We start from the raw sequence: 15670 nt of genomic DNA, 5'->3' as shown, positions 1-15670 counted from the left end.
CCGCCGGTCTTATTCGATGCCGGCAAACAGCAGGTTCAGTTCGTCCGACAGTTCCTTCCGCAGCGCAGGAGTGCCGATTTCCTGGCCATCGATGCGGTTGACCGGGGCGAGCAGGCGCACGCTGGAAATCAACCACACCGCGTCCGCATCCAACAGGTCGCGCGGCTCCAGCGGGCCGTAGCCGAGCTCCCAGCCGGCGGCCTTCGCGGCGATAAAGAGGGCGCCCTGCGAGGTGCCCGGCAGGATGCCGCTGTCCAGTTGAGGTGTGATCAGGCGTTTGACGGTGGTTCCGTCCGCGGACTTTTCCACATGCGCCAACAGCACCGTGGACGTGGGTCCCTCCAGGACGCGACCATCGGAGGAGTGGAAAATAACGTCGTCGGCACCCTGCTTGTGCGCGTGGCGCAGGGCGGCCATGTTGACGGCGTAGGAGAGCGTTTTGGCGCCCAACAGCAGCCAGGGCGCTCTTTCCCCCACTTCACTGTCGTAACCCCTGTCCAGGAGGATCACGTCGATGCCGGTTTCCCGTTGCCGCCGGCCCAGCTCACCTACCGGTGATACCTGGACCCAAGCGGTGGGCGCCACTGCCCCGTCCACACCGCGGGTCACCACCAGCTTGACCGCCAGTTCGTCTGCTGCCGGCGCGGCCGGCGGATGCTGGACGTGATGTTGGCCCAGCCCGGCCGCGATCGCGCGCCGCCACTGGTCCTCGCCCGGCACGTCCAGGTCCAGCGCTTCGGCGGAGCCGGCCAGCCGGTCCAGGTGGGCCTGGATCTTGCGGACCTTGCCATCCACGGCCAGCATGGTCTCGAAGATCCCGTCGCCGCGGGCGGCGCCCTGATCGGTGACCATCAGCTGGGGCTGCGACGCGTCTGCCAGGCGGCCGTCAGGAGCATCAGGGTCGAGAAAAACGAGAACCACGGGCGAAGGAGAGGTCATGGCTCCAGCTTAGTGCGGCGTTGCCCGGATAAGCTGGGCTGACGCCGTGGCCGGAATCCGTCCGCCGGGCGCTCATTCTCCGGGGGTCTGCTCGTGTTGTGGCCGTTTTCGCTTGCCGGTACCGCTCCGGGGTGGGTGGTGACCCTCCTGGCCGTGGCGGACCTTGTGATCAGGGTGCTGGCCATCGGCATCATTCCCGGCAACAGGCGGCCCACCACCGCCATGGCCTGGCTGCTGGGCATCTTCTTTGTGCCGTTCCTCGGCATTGTCCTATTCCTGCTGTTCGGCAATTTCCGGCTCTCCAGCCGCCGCCGCGAACAGCAGCAGCAGGTCAACGACAGGGTCCGGTCCGGGATATCCTCCCTGGCAGCCGCCGAAAGCGAGTACCACGGCCCCGAGTGGGTGAAGTCCGCCGGTGAACTGAACCACAGGCTGGGTTCGCTGCCCATGGTGGACGGCAACTCCGTGGAGCTTATCCCCGGCTACCCGGACTCGATCCTGGCCATGACCGAAGCCGTGCGGAAAGCGAAGAAGTTCGTCAACGCCGAGTTCTACATCATGAGTTCGGACCACATCACCAACGACCTCCTCACGGCCCTCGAGGAGGCCGCAGAGCGCGGCGTCGAGGTCAGGGTCCTGTTCGACCACATCGGCACCCTCCGGGTTCCCGGCTACCGCAACCTGCTGAAGCGGCTGAGGGCGGGCAAAATCCAATGGAAGCGGATGCTTCCGTTGCTGCCCATCCACGGCCAGTGGCGCCGGCCGGACCTCCGGAACCACCGCAAGATCATGGTGATCGACGGCGAAATCGCCTTCTCCGGGTCGCAGAACCTGATCGAGCCCTCCTACAACAACGCGCGGCACCGCCGGGCCGGACGCGAGTGGGTGGAGCTGATGGCGTGCCTGCAGGGCCCCATCGTGACCACCCTGAACGTCGTTTTCGCCACGGACTGGCTCAGCGAGACGGACGAGTCGCTGGAGGACCAGCTGCAGTTGCCGGCCAACACCGCACCGGGCAACGTCACGGCACAGGTTGTTCCCAGCGGTCCCGGGTTCATCACCGAGAACAACCTGCGGCTCTTCAACACCCTTATCTACTCGGCCCAGCAGCGGATTTCCATCTGCAGTCCGTACTTTGTTCCCGACGATTCCCTGCTCTATGCCATCACCACCGCAGCGCAGCGGGGCGTGGAGGTGGAACTTTTTGTCTCCGAGAAGGGCGACCAGTTCCTGGTCCATCATGCCCAGCGGTCCTACTATGAGGCGCTGCTGGAGGCAGGAGTGCGCATCTACCTGTACAAGGCGCCTTTTGTCCTGCACGCAAAGCACTTCACGATCGACGACGAAGTGGCGGTGCTGGGCTCCAGCAACATGGACATGAGGTCCTTCTCGCTGAACCTTGAAGTCTCGGTCATGCTGATGGGCGCCGACATCGTCACCAAGATGCGGGCAGTGGAAAACACCTACCGCGGCATTTCCCACGAGCTGAAGCTTGCCGACTGGCTCAACCGGCCGCTGGCCGCCCGCTACGTGGATAACGTGGCCAGGCTGACGGCGACAGTCCAGTAGCAGCGGTCCGTCCGCCTAGGGGTCCGGAAAGTGCGCGCCCAGCGTGGACAGGACGCCGTAGGCTTTGGTCCGGATTTCCTGGTACTCGTCCTCAGGATCGGAATCCGACGTGATGGCGCCGCCGATGCCCAGGCCCAGTTCCATGGCACCGCCGGGGCCGGCGCTGATCACCAGGGTCCGGATGGTCACGGCCAGGTCAGTGGCCCCGTTAAGCGAAAAATAGCCGATGGCGCCCGAGTACAGCCCCCGGGGCCCGGTCTCGAGCCGGTCCAGGATGGCCATGGTACTGATTTTCGGGGCGCCCGTCATGGAACCGGCCGGAAAGCAGGCCGCCACTGCTTCGGCGCGGGAGGAACCGGGCAGCAGCCGGGCGTCGATGGTACTCACCATCTGGTGGACGGTGGCGTAGCTTTCGATGGCGCACAGTCGGCTGACGGTGACGGAACCGGGGACAGCAAAGTGGCTCAGGTCGTTCCGCAAGAGGTCAACAATCATGATGTTTTCCGCCCGGTCCTTGGGCGAGGACGCCAGGTCCGCCTGCAGCGCCCCGTCCTCGGCGGGGTCGGCACCCCGGCGGCGGGTGCCCTTGATCGGTTCGGCGCGCATCCCGCCGTCGGCCGCGATTTTCAGGAAACGCTCGGGCGAGGTGCTGGCCACCGTCAGGCCGCCGAACCGCAGGTAGCTGGCAAACGGTGCCGGGTTGCGGTGCCGCAGGTCCAGGTAGGTGGACCACGGGTCCAGTGTCCCGGCCGGCACCGAGGCTTCCAGCGCCGTGGTCAGGCAGACCTCGTAGGAGTTGCCGTCCGCGATCTGGTCCTTGGCGGCATCGACCTTGCCCCGGTATGCGGCAGCCGAATCGCGGCTCCGGAAAGACGGCGCAGGGCGGCTGCCGGCAGTGGGGCGTCCGACGCCGGTGCTGCCACCGTCTGCCGCCGGCACGGCAGCCACGGCGGTCCTTGCCGTGTGCAGCCAGTCCCGGGCGTCCGGGGCCTCCAGTGCCAGCAGCCAGACCGTGCCTTCTTCGTGGTCAATGACCACTGCGCGACCGGCAAAAATCAGGGCAGCATCGGGGGTGGCCGCGGACAGGTCTGAACCGCCGGTTTCGCGTTTCAGCTCAAAGCCCAGGCAGCCCAGCCAGCCCAGGGCAAACTGGGCCGGATAGCCGTCCGGTGTCCGTACCGCCCGGCGCCCCCACACGGTGTGCAGCCAGCGGAAAAACGGCCCGGGTACGGTGGCTGCCGCTGAGCCGGTGCTGATCAGGCTGGTGCCGGATTGGTGCGTGACGAATTGGCCGAACGTCCCGCCGTCGTCCGCCATGATGCTGAAGCGGTTGCGTTCCGGAACAGCGGCGGCTGAATTCGAGGAGTCGAGCCAAACAGCGTTGGGTGATTCGGAATACAGGGCGCGGAAAAGGGCGGGCGCGTCCGGCAGGCCCTCAAGCCGTTCCGTGAGCAGCTGCAGGCCCCGTCGCGCCGAAAGTTCGGGGGCCAGCACCGGGGCAAGGGCTGGGAGGTAGGGCAGGAGCTGCAGCACGTGCTCCGGGGCCGACGTGCCTGCGGAGTTGTTGACCCGAATGCCCGCCTGGTGCGGCGCATCGTCCGTGGCAAGCCACTCATCCTCCTGGGCAGCCCACTGGTCCCAGAAGGGTTCATACGTGGCGCCATCGCGGTCCATGGCGCGGGATTTGCGAAGCCCGGGAGGTGCTTCCGCCCAGATGGCGGCGCTCAGGAAGGGCCGGGCAGCGGCAGCTGCCGCACCTACCCCTTCCACAATCACGATTTCCGCCGGAAGCGTTACCTGGGTTCCGCCGTCGTAATGGTTTTCCCAGTCCCAGCTGGTCCACGTTGCTGCCTCGCCGCGGGCCAGGGGAGTGAGCACTGTGGCCACGTACCGTTCGATTCCCGCCGCGAGCCCGTTCCACCCGGGGTAGATGTCCTCCAGGTGGAACAGGGAAACCCTGTGGTGGGCCCGCAGCCTGGCCGCCAGTTCCACGGCCAGCGTTGTCTTCCCTGCGCCGGAGCGCCCGTCGATGGCGATGATGACGGGGGCTGGGCTCATGGACTGAAGCGTACCGCTAACCCTGGCGGGCTTTCATCCGGGGGTTCTTTTTATTGATCACAAACGTCCTGCCGCGGCGCCGGACAATCTGGGCGCCCGGGATCTTCTTCAAAGCCCGCAGCGAATTCCGTACTTTCATGGTGTTCTCCTTGTTCCGTTGGGTGGGTGGCGTTGGGGGCGACGCTGCCGGCGCCTTACGTGGCCGGCGTCAGCCCGAATGGGTCCGGCAGGCGGTGCCCTGCTGCCAGTTCCCTGTCGGTGAGCTCGCAGTCCTTCAGGAGCCGCGAGATTTCGGCGGGGTCCAGGTCCTCGCCTGTCGCGGCGATGAACGAGTCCGGCGCCGTGGCCGGGACGCCCGCAGCCGCTCCGGGGCTGTCCGAGGGCCAGGTGCCGGCGTTTTCCAGCCAGACCCGGGGTCCGATGCCCTGGAGGGTGATCCGGCAGCCCGGCGCCGATGCCACGTTGAACTGGCCCCGGAGGACGCAGCAGCCCGCCGCCAGGGTTCCCAGGGCCAGGCGGAACCTGCCCGGATGCAGTTCCCTGTCCAGGCGGTGGACGACAGTGGTGAACGGGGACGCGGCGCCAGGCCGGGCCCGCCCGGTCTGTGCCGGGGCGGTGCCCGGTTCGCACCGGGCCGCGGACGCCCCGTAGTGGAACCGGCCACGCCTTAGGTCCGCGCCGGCCGCCGCGATGTGTGCGTGCGGCGCCAGCGCCTGGACCAGGTGCAGGCCGCGCTCCTGGCCGGCCGGATGTGCGGGCATGATGTCCGGCTGGGCAGGGAGGATGGTGTCGGCAAAGTCCAGTTCCCGCACCATAAACTCGCCGGGTGTGCGTTCATCTCCCGGCGCGGGGGTGAAGCCCGATTCGAAGAGCGTGTGGGCATCCCAGAGGTGGTCCTCCATGGCATCCGGAGCGCAGGCCAGAATGACGGACCCCACCAGGGCAGGCCGGCCCAGGCCCCGGTTAAGGGCGGCGATTGCAGTCGCTGCCGGCAGGGCCGGGGGCAGCCCGATGATGATGGGCCGTGCGTTGGCGGCAAGCAGTTCCTCCACCGCGGGTACCAGGTCCAGCCGCACGGCGCAGCTGAGGCAACTGTGTTCCAGTATGGTTTCCGTGCGGTCCTGGCGCCCTGCGGCGTCGACGGTCCTGCGGATCACCAGGCCCTCGTCCAGCAGGTCCTGGACCACCACCACGCTGCCGGGATGTGCTGCTGCCGCGGCCTCGCATGCCTGCTGCCGGCAGAGGGCATCGAGAGAGCTGATGACGAGAATGTCCATGCCCACAGTTTAGATGAGAATCATTCTCATTTGCAAATACAAGGGGAAGGGGAGTCGCCTCAGTGGTTGCTGAGCTGCGGGTCCCTAGCCACGGCGTTTTTGAGGTGCCTTAGGAGTCCCGGAAGGGCTGTGTGGATCTGATGCCACACCGCATCAAAATCCGCGCGCCCGCCGTACCAGGGGTCCTCGATGCCCTGGTCCAGCAGGTCGTGTCCCGCCATTGCGGGATCGAAGCTCCGGAGCATCCGGATCTTCCGCAACGCATCACCGTCCGGGGCGGCCTCGCTCAGCCAGGCGTAGTGGTCGATGTCCAGCGCCAGGATGAGATCGCGTTGGCGGAACCATGCCTGGTCCCACGCGCGGGCAACGTGCTGGCCTGAGCTGAGTTGGGTATCCGCCAGGCGGCGGGCGGCGCGGGGGTCGATGGGCCGGCCGGCTTCGTAGCCGGTGGTTCCCGCGGAATCCACCTCCACCAGCCCCTCGAGCCCTTCGCGTTCCAACGCTGCGCCCAGCATGATCTGGGCCATGGGCGACCGGCAGATATTGCCAGTGCAGACGGCGATGACGCGGTATGGGCTCGACGGTGAGTTCATTGCTCTAGCATGCGCGCTGGGACGCCAGTTGGCCAGAGGTGCGTTCATAAAGGTTTACGGGCTTGTAAACTCCTGTGAATTTCCGTCATATCCGTCGTTGCGGGCAACGTCGGGCGACGCGGACAGTGCGGGCGCGAAGGTCAGTGGATCAGGGCCAGCAGGATTCCCACGGCAATGAACAGGGTGCCAAAGACCTTGCTCAGCACCAACTGGCCCCGCGGCGTTTGGGTGAACCGCTGGAAAGACCGTGCGGCGGCCGCAAAGAAGAACCACATCACCAGGATGTCGATGACCACCACGGTGGCCGTCAGGACCGCGTACTGCACAAGCAGGGGTTCGTCCGTGCGGATGAACTGGGGCATAAACGCGAGGAAAAAGACGATGGCCTTGGGGTTCAACAGGTTGACCCAGAGGCCGCGGCGGAAAATCGACCACGCCGGCTCGTTGCGCAGCGCGGCCGCCTCCTGCTTTGCAGGGTCCGGCTTGCTGAGGAACTGCCGGATCCCCAGGTACACCAGATATGCGGCACCGGCGTAGCGGATCACGTTGAAGGCGACGGGCGAACTGGAGACCAGGACCCCCACTCCCAGCGCAACAATCGCCACGTGGATCACCAGTGCCAGCTGCTGTCCCAGGATGCCCCAGATTGATCGCACAAAGCCGGCGCTCAGGGAATTGCTCATCGTATTGATGGCGCCTGCTCCCGGCGTGAAGCTGATCAGGACGCCGGCGCCGGCCAGGGCCAGCCAAAGGGAGAATTGCACCAGACAATACTAGTGCCCCCAGGGCGCCGCTGCTGAGGCGGGTGGGGGCTTGGGGCCGGATCAGGCCCGGGCGATGACCTCGCCGTTGGGGATCAGGAACCAGCCGTCGTCGGTGGAACCCCAGCGGTGCCAGCCGGCGGAGATCCGGGCCAGGTCGGCGGGGTTGGCGAAGTCGTACTCCAGGGCCTGCTCAGCGAAGGCCGAATGCAGGACGCGTTCGCCCCAGACCCGCGCCTGCCACCGGCGCTGCTGCCCGGTGGCGTACAGCCAGTTGCTGCTGGTGGGTGCAACGTCGGTGAACCCGGCGGACTGCGCCCACGAGACCAGGCGCCGGCCGGCATCGGGCTCGGCGCCGTTGCGCCGGGCGATGCGCTGGTACAGCTCCATCCATTCGTCCAGTTCGGGGATGGCGGGGTACCAGCTCATGCCGTGGAAGTCGGCGTCGCGCACAGCGACGATGCCGCCGGGCTTGGCCACGCGGCGCATTTCCCGCAGTGCTTCGACCGGGTCCGTCAGGTGCTGCAGGACCTGGTGCGCGTGGACGACGTCGAACACGCCATCCTCGAACTCGAGGTCGTAGATATTACCGGCCACAAAATCCACGTTCTCCACGCCGCGCTCCACGGCCAGGGACTGCGCCTGGCGGATGATGTCCGGCGAGCGGTCCAGCCCCGTCACTGCGCCCGGAGCCACCAGGGCGGCGAAGTCGCAGGTGATGCTGCCCGGCCCGCAGCCCACGTCCAGCAGCGTGGTCCCCGGCGGAAGGTGGGGCAGGACAAACGCCGCGGAATTCTCGGCCGTCCTGGCGGCGTGGGCGCGGACCACCGATTCGTGGTGGCCATGCGAGTAGATATCTTCCTGGGGCTGTTCCGCACTCATAGCCAAACGCTACCCCCAGGGGCAGGGATCCGTGCCGCAAACGTGCCGGTGCAAGGGTCCGCGGCTCAGCCGGGCCGGCGGGCGTCGGCGGAATGCACTTCCCGGGCCGAGACGGTGGCCTCCACCATGGCCGTCATGAACCGGGTCACGGTGTCCAGTTCGGCTGGCGAAAACCCTGCCATGGCGCCGTTCATAAAGCGGGACAGGGGCGCGAAGATGGCCCCGCCGTCCTCGAAGGCCTTGGGGGTCATTTTGAGTTGAACCTGCCGGCGGTCCGCGCTGTGCCGCTCCCGGACCACGTGGCCGGAGTGGTCCAGCCGGTCGATCAGGGCGGTGGTGGCCGGTGAGCTCAGGTGCAGCTCCTTCCGCAACAGCCCGGGCGTGACGGTATTGCCCTTCGCGGTGTGGCGCATGATCACCGCCAGCGCGTTCAGGTCCGTGCGGTGCATGTCCTGGCGTCCGCCGGCAGCATCCACGTACCGGTTGGCTTCAAGGGTGAACTCCTGCAGGAGCCGGATCAGCGGGTGCGGTCCGCCGCCCTGGCCCTGGCCCGAGCCGGAGGCCGGGCCGGGCAGTGGCGCAGGGTCTGCGGAGGGAGTGTTGCCGTCCATGTTCACCATCTCCTTTCCGGTGTCGGATTGCGCCAGCCGTACTGACGGATATTACTTCACCAAGCCGGGAGCCCCGCTCACTTGCAGAAAAGCTTGACTGGCACTTATCTCCATCATGGAGATAGTCTATTCTGGAATCAATAGTACGCCCAAGCCCGGAAGGCATCATGAAAAATCACATCCCAGGAACGGAACGCGTCCCGTTCTGGCTTCGCTGGCTGGTCCCCGTCCTCCTGGTGCTGACGTGGCTCGCGGTGGCCGGCGTCGGCGGGCCCACGTTCGGCCGGCTGGATGAGGTCTCCTCCAATGACCAGGCCTCTTTCCTCCCCGCCAGCGCCGAGGCCACCGCCGCCCAGGAGTGGCAGTCAAAATTCCGGGACTCGGATGAGGTCCCCGGCATCATCGTGATCGAAAACGCAGATCCCATGACCCCGGCCCAGCTGGGTGAAATGGCGGAACTGAAGACCCGGCTGGCTGAGCTCAAGCTGGGCAGCGCCGTCATCGGCCCGATCCCCTCCGAAGACGGCCGGGCGGTGCAGTTTGTGGCACCCATCGATTCCTCCGGTGAGCTCAAGGAGGCAGTGAAGGAGCTCCGGGACACCGTGGCTGAAGCCGCCCCGGACGGCATGCAGACCTACGTCACGGGCCCGGCAGGCCTGGCGGCGGACCTCACCGCCGCCTTCGCCGGAATTGACGGCATCCTCCTGCTGGTGGCCCTGGGCGCCGTGTTTGTGATCCTCCTGATCGTCTACCGGTCCCTGCTGCTGCCCATCGTGGTGCTGCTGACCTCGGTCTTCGCATTGTGCGCCGCCATCCTGCTGGTCTTCGGCATGGCAAAGGCCGGTTGGATCCAGCTGAACGGGCAAAGCCAGGGCATCCTGTCCATCCTGGTCATCGGCGCCGCCACGGACTACGCGCTGCTGTTTGTGGCGCGGTTCCGTGAGGCGCTGACCCACACCACCAACCGGACGGCGGCAGTCCTCAAGGCCTGGAAGGCATCCTTCGAGCCCATCCTCGCCTCCGGCGCCACGGTGATCATTGCCCTGCTGTGCCTGTTGTTCTCGGACCTGAACTCCAACAAGGCGCTGGGTCCCGTGGCCGCAGCCGGCATCCTCTGCTCGCTCTTTGCGGCGCTCACCCTGCTGCCGGCGCTGATGGCGCTGTTTGGCCGGGCCGCCTTCTGGCCCTTCCGCCCCAAGCTGGTCCCCGCAGGAGAGCGCGAGCCGGAGCTTGTGACCGGATTGGAAGGCCAAAAGGGCCTCTGGCGCGCCACAGGCTCCCTGGTTTCCCGGCGGCCACGCATCATCTGGGTAGGTTCGGTGCTCCTGCTGGTGCTGGCCGCAGGTGGCCTGCTGCAGCTCAAGGCCAACGGCGTGCCGCAAACGGACGTTATCCTCACCGCATCCAATGCCGTTGACGGCCAGGACGCGCTGGCTCGGCACTTCGACGCAGGCAGCGGCAGCCCCGCCGTCGTGGTGGCGGACGAAAGCAAGGCCGCGGACGTCCTCGACACCGTAAAATCGGCCGACGGCGTAGGGGAGGCCTATCTGCTGGCTCCCGGCAGTGTGCCCATCACCGGCGCCCCGGGGACTCCCGCGGACCCGGACGTCCGCGACGGCAAGGTGCTGATCAACGCAACGCTGAACTCCGCGGCGGACTCGCTGGAGGCAGAGGAAGCAGTCAAGGAGCTCCGCACCGATGTCAGGGACGTGGACCCGGGTGCGCTGGTGGGTGGTGTCACGGCCACTGCACTGGACACCAACACCACCGCCCAGCGCGACCTGGTGATCATCATCCCCGTGGTCCTGGTGGTGATCCTCTTCATTCTGATGCTGCTGCTGCGATCCGTGGTGGCGCCGGTCCTGCTGGTGCTTTCGGTGGTGCTGTCCTACGCCGCGGCCATGGGCGTTTCGGCGCTTGTTTTCAACAACATCTTCGGGTTCTCCGGAGCCGACGCCACCGTGCCGCTGTTCGGCTTTGTGTTCCTGGTGGCCCTGGGTGTTGACTACAACATCTTCCTGATGAGCCGGGTCCGCGAGGAGTCCCTCAAGCACGGCACCCGTCCGGGAATCCTGCGTGGCCTGGGCGTCACCGGCGGCGTCATCACATCCGCGGGTGTGGTCCTGGCCGCAACGTTTGCGGCTCTGGGTGTCATTCCCATCATGTTCCTGGTGCAGCTTGCCTTCATCGTGGCATTCGGTGTCCTGCTGGACACGGTGCTGGTGCGCTCGCTGCTGGTCCCGGCCCTGGCCTACGACCTTGGCGCAAAGATCTGGTGGCCCAGCAAGCTGGGCCGCGGCCTTCCCGCCGGCCCCGCCCAGCAGGCCCAGCACATTCCGAAGCATTCCGCTGAGGAGGAGCCCGCCGCCGAAGCGGCCCGCTGAGTTCCCGGGCTTCGGTTCCAAAAGTTGCTGCCGCCACCGGTCACCGGTGGCGGCAGCGTCGTTTCCCGCGCGAGCCCGGGCTGGCTTGAAGGCGACCCGTTTACCGGCCGGCGTCGGCCCCAACCGTGACGGCGGCCCGGCCGGCTGTTCCGTCGGCGCTGCTGTCCTGCCGGTCCGGATCGCCGGCGCGTGCGCGGCTGATGGCCGCGAACGCCGCCAGGACCGTGACGATCCCGCCGTAGAGGTAGGTGGTGGTGGGCAGTGACAGGACCGGTGCCAGCAGGCCGGCCAGGACGGCGGGAATGCCGAACGCCGTGTAGGCCACCACAAACAGGGACGCGAACGTGCCGGCCCGTTCGTGGTCCTCCACCAGCGGGCTGATGGAACGGATGACGCCCATAAAGGCCGTACCGAAGCCCGCGCCGGCCACCACAACGGTGGCGAGGAAGATAGGAAACGAGTTCAAGCCCAGGGCAACCATGCTCAGGGCAGTGCCTGCCGCCAAGGCCGTGGTGCCGAAAATGGTGATGGTGCGTGCGGGGAAATGGTGCAGGACTGCCGCTGCGATGGAGCCGGTGCCGGCGAGGGTGGTGATAACGATGCCCTGCCACACGTGTTCCTGGATCCCGAAGGTGGTGTGCACAATCGCGGCGCCCAGCGAGAGGTAGAGTCCGCCGGTGGCCCAGCCGGCGAAGACGGCGGGAGTGCCGCTGACAAAGGCGCCCCGGGCTGCGGCCGGGATGGTGATGTGCGGCCTGAGCGAGGCGGCCCAGCCGGATGTACGCGGCGAGGTCTCCGGGACTGCCCAGACCAGGGCTGCAAACACAACGTAGAGGCCTGACAGCGAAATGAACACCAGGGCGCGGGGTTCGGCCAGCAGGTCCAGGAGCAGTCCCGATGCGAGGGCGCCCAGGGCGAGGCCGCCCAGGGGCGCCACCGTGTTCCACGCTGCACCGGCGCCGGGTTTGTCCTCCGGCTCCAGGTCGGCAATGGCCGCCGAGAGGGTGGTCAGCAGCACCCCGCTGGCGATGCCCTGCAGCACCCTCGCCACCAGCAGCATGGCCAGCGAATCCGCCAGGAGGAATGCGGTGACACTGGCAGCCAGCAGGATGAAGGCAGTACTGATGACCGGGCGCCGGCCCAGGTGGTCCGAGATGGACCCAAACACCAGCAGGGCGGCCAGCAGGGCAACGGCATACACGGCGAAAACGCCTGTGGTGGCAACCGGCAGCAGGTGCAGCTGCTCCTGGAGCGTGGGGTAGAACGGCGAGGGTGCACTGGCGCCCGCCATCATGGCTGCCGTGGCAGCGGCGACCAAGCCGAAGCCCAGCCGCCTGCGTGCCTGGGGACGACCGTTTCCGGGGACGGGACTCACAACCGGCCACCTTCCTGTTTGCCCTCAAAGGAGCGTTGGTTCGAAAAGACTCGAAGTGTCAGCGTACTGGCATCACTGCGAAGGTTCAACTAATATCGAACCGTGGCGACAACGGCGAACCTTCCGCACCCCGACCGGGCAGGCCTCCTGCTGCCGGGAGTGCTGTTTGCCCTGAGCGATCCCGATCGCCTGGACATCGTCCGCCAGCTCCGCTCCGGCCCGCTGGACATGGCCGACTGCTCGCTGAGTAATCCGGACATGCCCAAGTCCACCAAGTCGCACCTGATGAAGGTGCTCCGCGAGGCCGGCGTCATCCGCAACGAGGCCAACGGCCGCGGCCGCCGTTTGACCCTGCGGTCCGAGGACCTGGAGGCCCGCTTTCCCGGCCTCCTGGCCGCCGTCCTGGACGCCCCCGCCGCCGGTTGACCGCCGGGGCAGCCCGGCGCAACGTTCTCCGATAGCGAACGGAAGGGCCGCCGTCGTCCGCTCCGGCTGCCCGGAAACTGCGGATTTCCGGACCCCTGCCAGCGTTCAATGGCACCTTCCTCGCCAAGGTTGAGTGCACCTCACTCAACTTTCGATTGACAACTTTCCGTCCATGAGTAAAGTTGAGTGCAGAACGCTCAATGATCGGGCGCCATCCAGTTTCCAAGAAAGAAGGAAGCAACACATGTCACGTGCAGTAGGTATCGACCTCGGAACAACCAACTCCGTCGTCTCCGTTCTCGAAGGTGGCGAGCCCACCGTTATTGCCAACGCCGAGGGTGGCCGCACCACGCCGTCCGTCGTTGCATTCTCCAAGTCCGGCGAAGTCCTGGTCGGCGAGATCGCCAAGCGCCAGGCCGTCAACAACATCGACCGCACCATCGCCTCCGTCAAGCGCCACATGGGCACCGACTGGACCGTTGCCATCGATGACAAGAAGTACACCCCGCAGGAAATCTCCGCGCGTACGCTGATGAAGCTGAAGAACGACGCCGAGTCCTACCTGGGCGAAAAGGTCACCGACGCCGTCATCACCGTCCCGGCCTACTTCAACGACGCCGAGCGCCAGGCCACCAAGGAAGCCGGCGAGATCGCGGGCCTGAACGTCCTGCGCATCGTCAACGAGCCCACCGCAGCAGCCCTGGCGTACGGCCTGGACAAGGGCAAGGAAGACGAACTCATCCTGGTCTTCGACCTCGGCGGCGGAACGTTCGACGTCTCCCTCCTCGAAGTCGGCAAGGACGAAGACAACTTCTCCACCATCCAGGTCCGCTCCACGGCCGGCGACAACCGCCTCGGCGGCGACGACTGGGACCAGCGCGTTGTTGACTACCTGCTGAACCAGCTCAAGGTCAAGGGCATCGACCTGTCCAAGGACAAGATCGCCCTCCAGCGCCTCCGCGAAGCTGCCGAGCAGGCCAAGAAGGAACTCTCCTCCTCCTCCAGCACCAACGTCTCCCTGCAGTACCTTTCGGTCACCGCAGACGGCCCCGTGCACCTGGACGAGCAGCTCACCCGCGCCAAGTTCCAGGACCTCACCAAGGACCTGCTGGAGCGCACCAAGAAGCCGTTCCACGACGTCATCAAGGAAGCCGGCATCAAGCTTTCCGACATCGACCACATCGTCCTGGTGGGCGGCTCCACCCGTATGCCCGCCGTCTCCGAACTGGTCAAGGAACTGGCCGGCGGCAAGGAGCCCAACAAGGGCGTCAACCCGGATGAGGTTGTGGCCGTTGGCGCAGCCCTCCAGGCCGGTGTGCTGAAGGGTGAGCGCAAGGACGTCCTCCTCATCGACGTCACCCCGCTGTCGCTGGGCATCGAAACCAAGGGCGGCGTCATGACGCACCTGATCGAGCGCAACACCGCGATCCCCACCAAGCGGTCCGAGACCTTCACCACGGCCGACGACAACCAGCCGTCCGTGGCCATCCAGGTCTTCCAGGGCGAGCGTGAGTTCACCCGGGACAACAAGCCGCTGGGCACGTTCGAGCTGACCGGCATCGCACCGGCTCCGCGCGGCGTCCCGCAGGTCGAGGTCACCTTCGACATCGACGCCAACGGCATCGTCCACGTGTCTGCGAAGGACAAGGGCACCGGCAAGGAACAGTCCATGACCATCACGGGCGGCTCCAGCCTCTCCAAGGAAGACATTGACCGCATGGTCAAGGACGCCGAGGAGCACGCAGCAGAGGACAAGGCGCGCCGCGAGGCCACCGACACCCGCAACACCGCCGAGCAGCTGGCTTACTCCGTGGACAAGCTGATCGCGGACAACGCCGATAAGCTGCCCGAAGAGGTCAAGACCGAGGTCCAGGCCGATGTCGACGACCTCAAAAAGGCCCTCGAAGGCACTGACGACGCAGCCGTGAAGACTGCCTTCGAGAAGCTGCAGGCTTCCCAGGGCAAGCTCGGCGAGGCCATCTACGCCCAGCCCGGTGCCGCTGACGGCGCCCCCGGTGCTGAAGGCGCTGACGGTGCCGCCGGTGACAAGGCTGCCGACGAGGACATCGTCGACGCCGAGATCATCGACGAAGACGAAGCGAAGAAGTAGCCATGCCGCACCACGGTAACGAGGAAGAGCACAACTCATCCGCGGGACACGAAGGCAAGGGACCCGAGCCGGTCATCCGGGACAACCGCAAGGTTGATCCGGAAACCGGTGAGGCCCGGCACCCCGAAGGTGCACAGGCCGGCGGCGCTGAGCCCGCAGCAGCGGACTCAGAAGGCGACGCCCTGTCCCAGGCCGAGGAGATCCTCAACGGCATTGACGTGCCGGCAGAGGAATCCGTGGCCCAGGGCGCAGGCACCGCTGAGGCGGCCGAGCTGAAGAACGACCTCCTCCGCCTGCAGGCCGAGTACGTCAACTACCGCAAGCGCGTTGAACGCGACCGCGCCGTGGCAGGGGAAATGGCCGTCATCGGCGTCCTGAACTCCCTGCTTCCGGTCCTGGACGACGTCGACGCCGCCCGCCAGCACGGTGACCTGACCGACGGCCCCTTCGCCGCGATCGCCACCAAGCTGGAGAACGCGCTGAAGACCTACGGCCTGGTCCGCATCGATGAGACAGGCGTGGAGTTCGATCCCACGATCCACGAAGCCCTCATCCAGCAGCCCGGCGAAGACATCGAGGTTGACACCGTCAGCCAGGTGCTCCGTTCAGGCTACAAGTCTGGCGAACGCGTCCTCCGGGCCGCACAGGTCATCGTCGCAGTTCCGGCCTGATCCTCACCTCGGCG

At 66.7% G+C, this 15670-nt stretch carries 14 protein-coding genes; 5 read left to right on the top strand and 9 right to left on the bottom strand.

Annotated features, from left to right (window positions below):
• Window positions 1–9: 9 nt before the first annotated feature.
• Complete coding sequence (locus ASF72_RS00850; RefSeq protein ID WP_056595680.1) at window positions 10–939, bottom strand: aminodeoxychorismate lyase; 930 nt, start codon at window positions 937–939, stop codon at window positions 10–12.
• A gap of 96 nt (window positions 940–1035) precedes the next feature.
• Here ASF72_RS00850 and cls point away from each other — a divergent pair, with 96 nt between their 5' ends.
• Window positions 1036–2508 (top strand): cardiolipin synthase, encoded by a 1473-nt coding sequence (gene cls / locus ASF72_RS00845; RefSeq protein ID WP_050686417.1) that lies wholly within the window; start codon window positions 1036–1038, stop codon window positions 2506–2508.
• A 15-nt stretch (window positions 2509–2523) separates the two neighbouring features.
• On the opposite strand, the gene ASF72_RS00840 is transcribed toward cls, so the two are convergent.
• From ASF72_RS00840 to ASF72_RS00810, 7 genes are all read right to left on the bottom strand, one after another.
• Window positions 2524–4566, bottom strand: a complete 2043-nt coding sequence (locus tag ASF72_RS00840; protein WP_056595676.1) for a chorismate-binding protein — start codon at window positions 4564–4566, stop codon at window positions 2524–2526.
• Between the two features lie 16 nt (window positions 4567–4582).
• Window positions 4583–4705: a type B 50S ribosomal protein L36 gene (gene ykgO / locus ASF72_RS00835; RefSeq protein ID WP_011693081.1), complete on the bottom strand. Its 123-nt coding sequence runs from the start codon at window positions 4703–4705 to the stop codon at window positions 4583–4585.
• Window positions 4706–4760: 55 nt separating this feature from the next.
• Window positions 4761–5843, bottom strand: coding sequence for a GTP-binding protein (locus ASF72_RS00830; protein WP_056595673.1), 1083 nt, complete (start codon window positions 5841–5843; stop codon window positions 4761–4763).
• Between the two features lie 59 nt (window positions 5844–5902).
• Entirely contained in the window at window positions 5903–6436 is a 534-nt protein-coding gene (locus ASF72_RS00825) for a low molecular weight protein-tyrosine-phosphatase (protein WP_056595669.1), read from the bottom strand.
• Window positions 6437–6576: 140 nt separating this feature from the next.
• Window positions 6577–7200 (bottom strand): LysE family transporter, encoded by a 624-nt coding sequence (locus ASF72_RS00820; RefSeq protein WP_050686305.1) that lies wholly within the window; start codon window positions 7198–7200, stop codon window positions 6577–6579.
• 60 nt (window positions 7201–7260) lie between these two features.
• Window positions 7261–8079 carry a methyltransferase domain-containing protein gene (locus ASF72_RS00815; RefSeq protein WP_056595666.1) on the bottom strand — a complete coding sequence of 273 codons (819 nt, stop codon included), beginning with the start codon at window positions 8077–8079 and terminating at the stop codon, window positions 7261–7263.
• 65 nt (window positions 8080–8144) lie between these two features.
• On the bottom strand, window positions 8145–8690 hold the full coding sequence (locus ASF72_RS00810; protein ID WP_056595843.1) for a MarR family winged helix-turn-helix transcriptional regulator: 546 nt from the start codon (window positions 8688–8690) through the stop codon (window positions 8145–8147).
• A 167-nt stretch (window positions 8691–8857) separates the two neighbouring features.
• On the opposite strand from ASF72_RS00810, the gene ASF72_RS00805 reads away from it, so the two are divergent.
• A complete protein-coding gene (locus tag ASF72_RS00805) occupies window positions 8858–11074 on the top strand; it encodes an MMPL family transporter (protein ID WP_056595663.1) in 2217 nt (738 codons plus the stop codon).
• A 100-nt stretch (window positions 11075–11174) separates the two neighbouring features.
• Here ASF72_RS00805 and ASF72_RS00800 read toward each other — a convergent pair whose 3' ends face one another.
• The gene (locus ASF72_RS00800; protein WP_056595660.1) at window positions 11175–12449 is read right to left on the bottom strand and encodes an MFS transporter; all 1275 of its coding nucleotides are present in this window, start codon (window positions 12447–12449) and stop codon (window positions 11175–11177) included.
• A gap of 102 nt (window positions 12450–12551) precedes the next feature.
• Here ASF72_RS00800 and ASF72_RS00795 point away from each other — a divergent pair, with 102 nt between their 5' ends.
• The 3 genes from ASF72_RS00795 to ASF72_RS00785 all read left to right on the top strand — a co-directional run bounded on the left by ASF72_RS00795 (window position 12552) and on the right by ASF72_RS00785 (window position 15656).
• The gene (locus ASF72_RS00795) at window positions 12552–12875 is read left to right on the top strand and encodes an ArsR/SmtB family transcription factor (protein ID WP_050686311.1); all 324 of its coding nucleotides are present in this window, start codon (window positions 12552–12554) and stop codon (window positions 12873–12875) included.
• Between the two features lie 244 nt (window positions 12876–13119).
• Window positions 13120–14985 carry a molecular chaperone DnaK gene (gene dnaK / locus ASF72_RS00790; RefSeq protein ID WP_050686313.1) on the top strand — a complete coding sequence of 622 codons (1866 nt, stop codon included), beginning with the start codon at window positions 13120–13122 and terminating at the stop codon, window positions 14983–14985.
• A gap of 2 nt (window positions 14986–14987) precedes the next feature.
• Window positions 14988–15656: a nucleotide exchange factor GrpE gene (locus ASF72_RS00785; RefSeq protein WP_056595658.1), complete on the top strand. Its 669-nt coding sequence runs from the start codon at window positions 14988–14990 to the stop codon at window positions 15654–15656.
• The last annotated feature ends 14 nt before the right edge of the window (window positions 15657–15670 follow it).

It is taken from the genome of Arthrobacter sp. Leaf141, from assembly GCF_001424565.1.
Classification (GTDB): domain Bacteria; phylum Actinomycetota; class Actinomycetes; order Actinomycetales; family Micrococcaceae; genus Arthrobacter.
The sequence above is the reverse complement of the archived record's forward strand: the minus strand, read 5'-3'. Positions and strand labels throughout refer to the sequence as shown.

What these genes read in the sequence shown, in the direction of transcription:
- ASF72_RS00850 (WP_056595680.1), bottom strand. Translation starts at nt 939, where the DNA reads ATGACCTCTCCTTCGCCCGTGGTTCTCGTTTTTCTCGACCCTGATGCT.
- ASF72_RS00840 (WP_056595676.1), bottom strand. Translation starts at nt 4,566, where the DNA reads ATGAGCCCAGCCCCCGTCATCATCGCCATCGACGGGCGCTCCGGCGCA.
- ykgO (WP_011693081.1), bottom strand. Translation starts at nt 4,705, where the DNA reads ATGAAAGTACGGAATTCGCTGCGGGCTTTGAAGAAGATCCCGGGCGCC.
- ASF72_RS00830 (WP_056595673.1), bottom strand. Translation starts at nt 5,843, where the DNA reads ATGGACATTCTCGTCATCAGCTCTCTCGATGCCCTCTGCCGGCAGCAG.
- ASF72_RS00825 (WP_056595669.1), bottom strand. Translation starts at nt 6,436, where the DNA reads ATGAACTCACCGTCGAGCCCATACCGCGTCATCGCCGTCTGCACTGGC.
- ASF72_RS00815 (WP_056595666.1), bottom strand. Translation starts at nt 8,079, where the DNA reads ATGAGTGCGGAACAGCCCCAGGAAGATATCTACTCGCATGGCCACCAC.
- ASF72_RS00810 (WP_056595843.1), bottom strand. Translation starts at nt 8,690, where the DNA reads ATGGACGGCAACACTCCCTCCGCAGACCCTGCGCCACTGCCCGGCCCG.
- ASF72_RS00805 (WP_056595663.1), top strand. Translation starts at nt 8,858, where the DNA reads ATGAAAAATCACATCCCAGGAACGGAACGCGTCCCGTTCTGGCTTCGC.
- dnaK (WP_050686313.1), top strand. Translation starts at nt 13,120, where the DNA reads ATGTCACGTGCAGTAGGTATCGACCTCGGAACAACCAACTCCGTCGTC.
- ASF72_RS00785 (WP_056595658.1), top strand. Translation starts at nt 14,988, where the DNA reads ATGCCGCACCACGGTAACGAGGAAGAGCACAACTCATCCGCGGGACAC.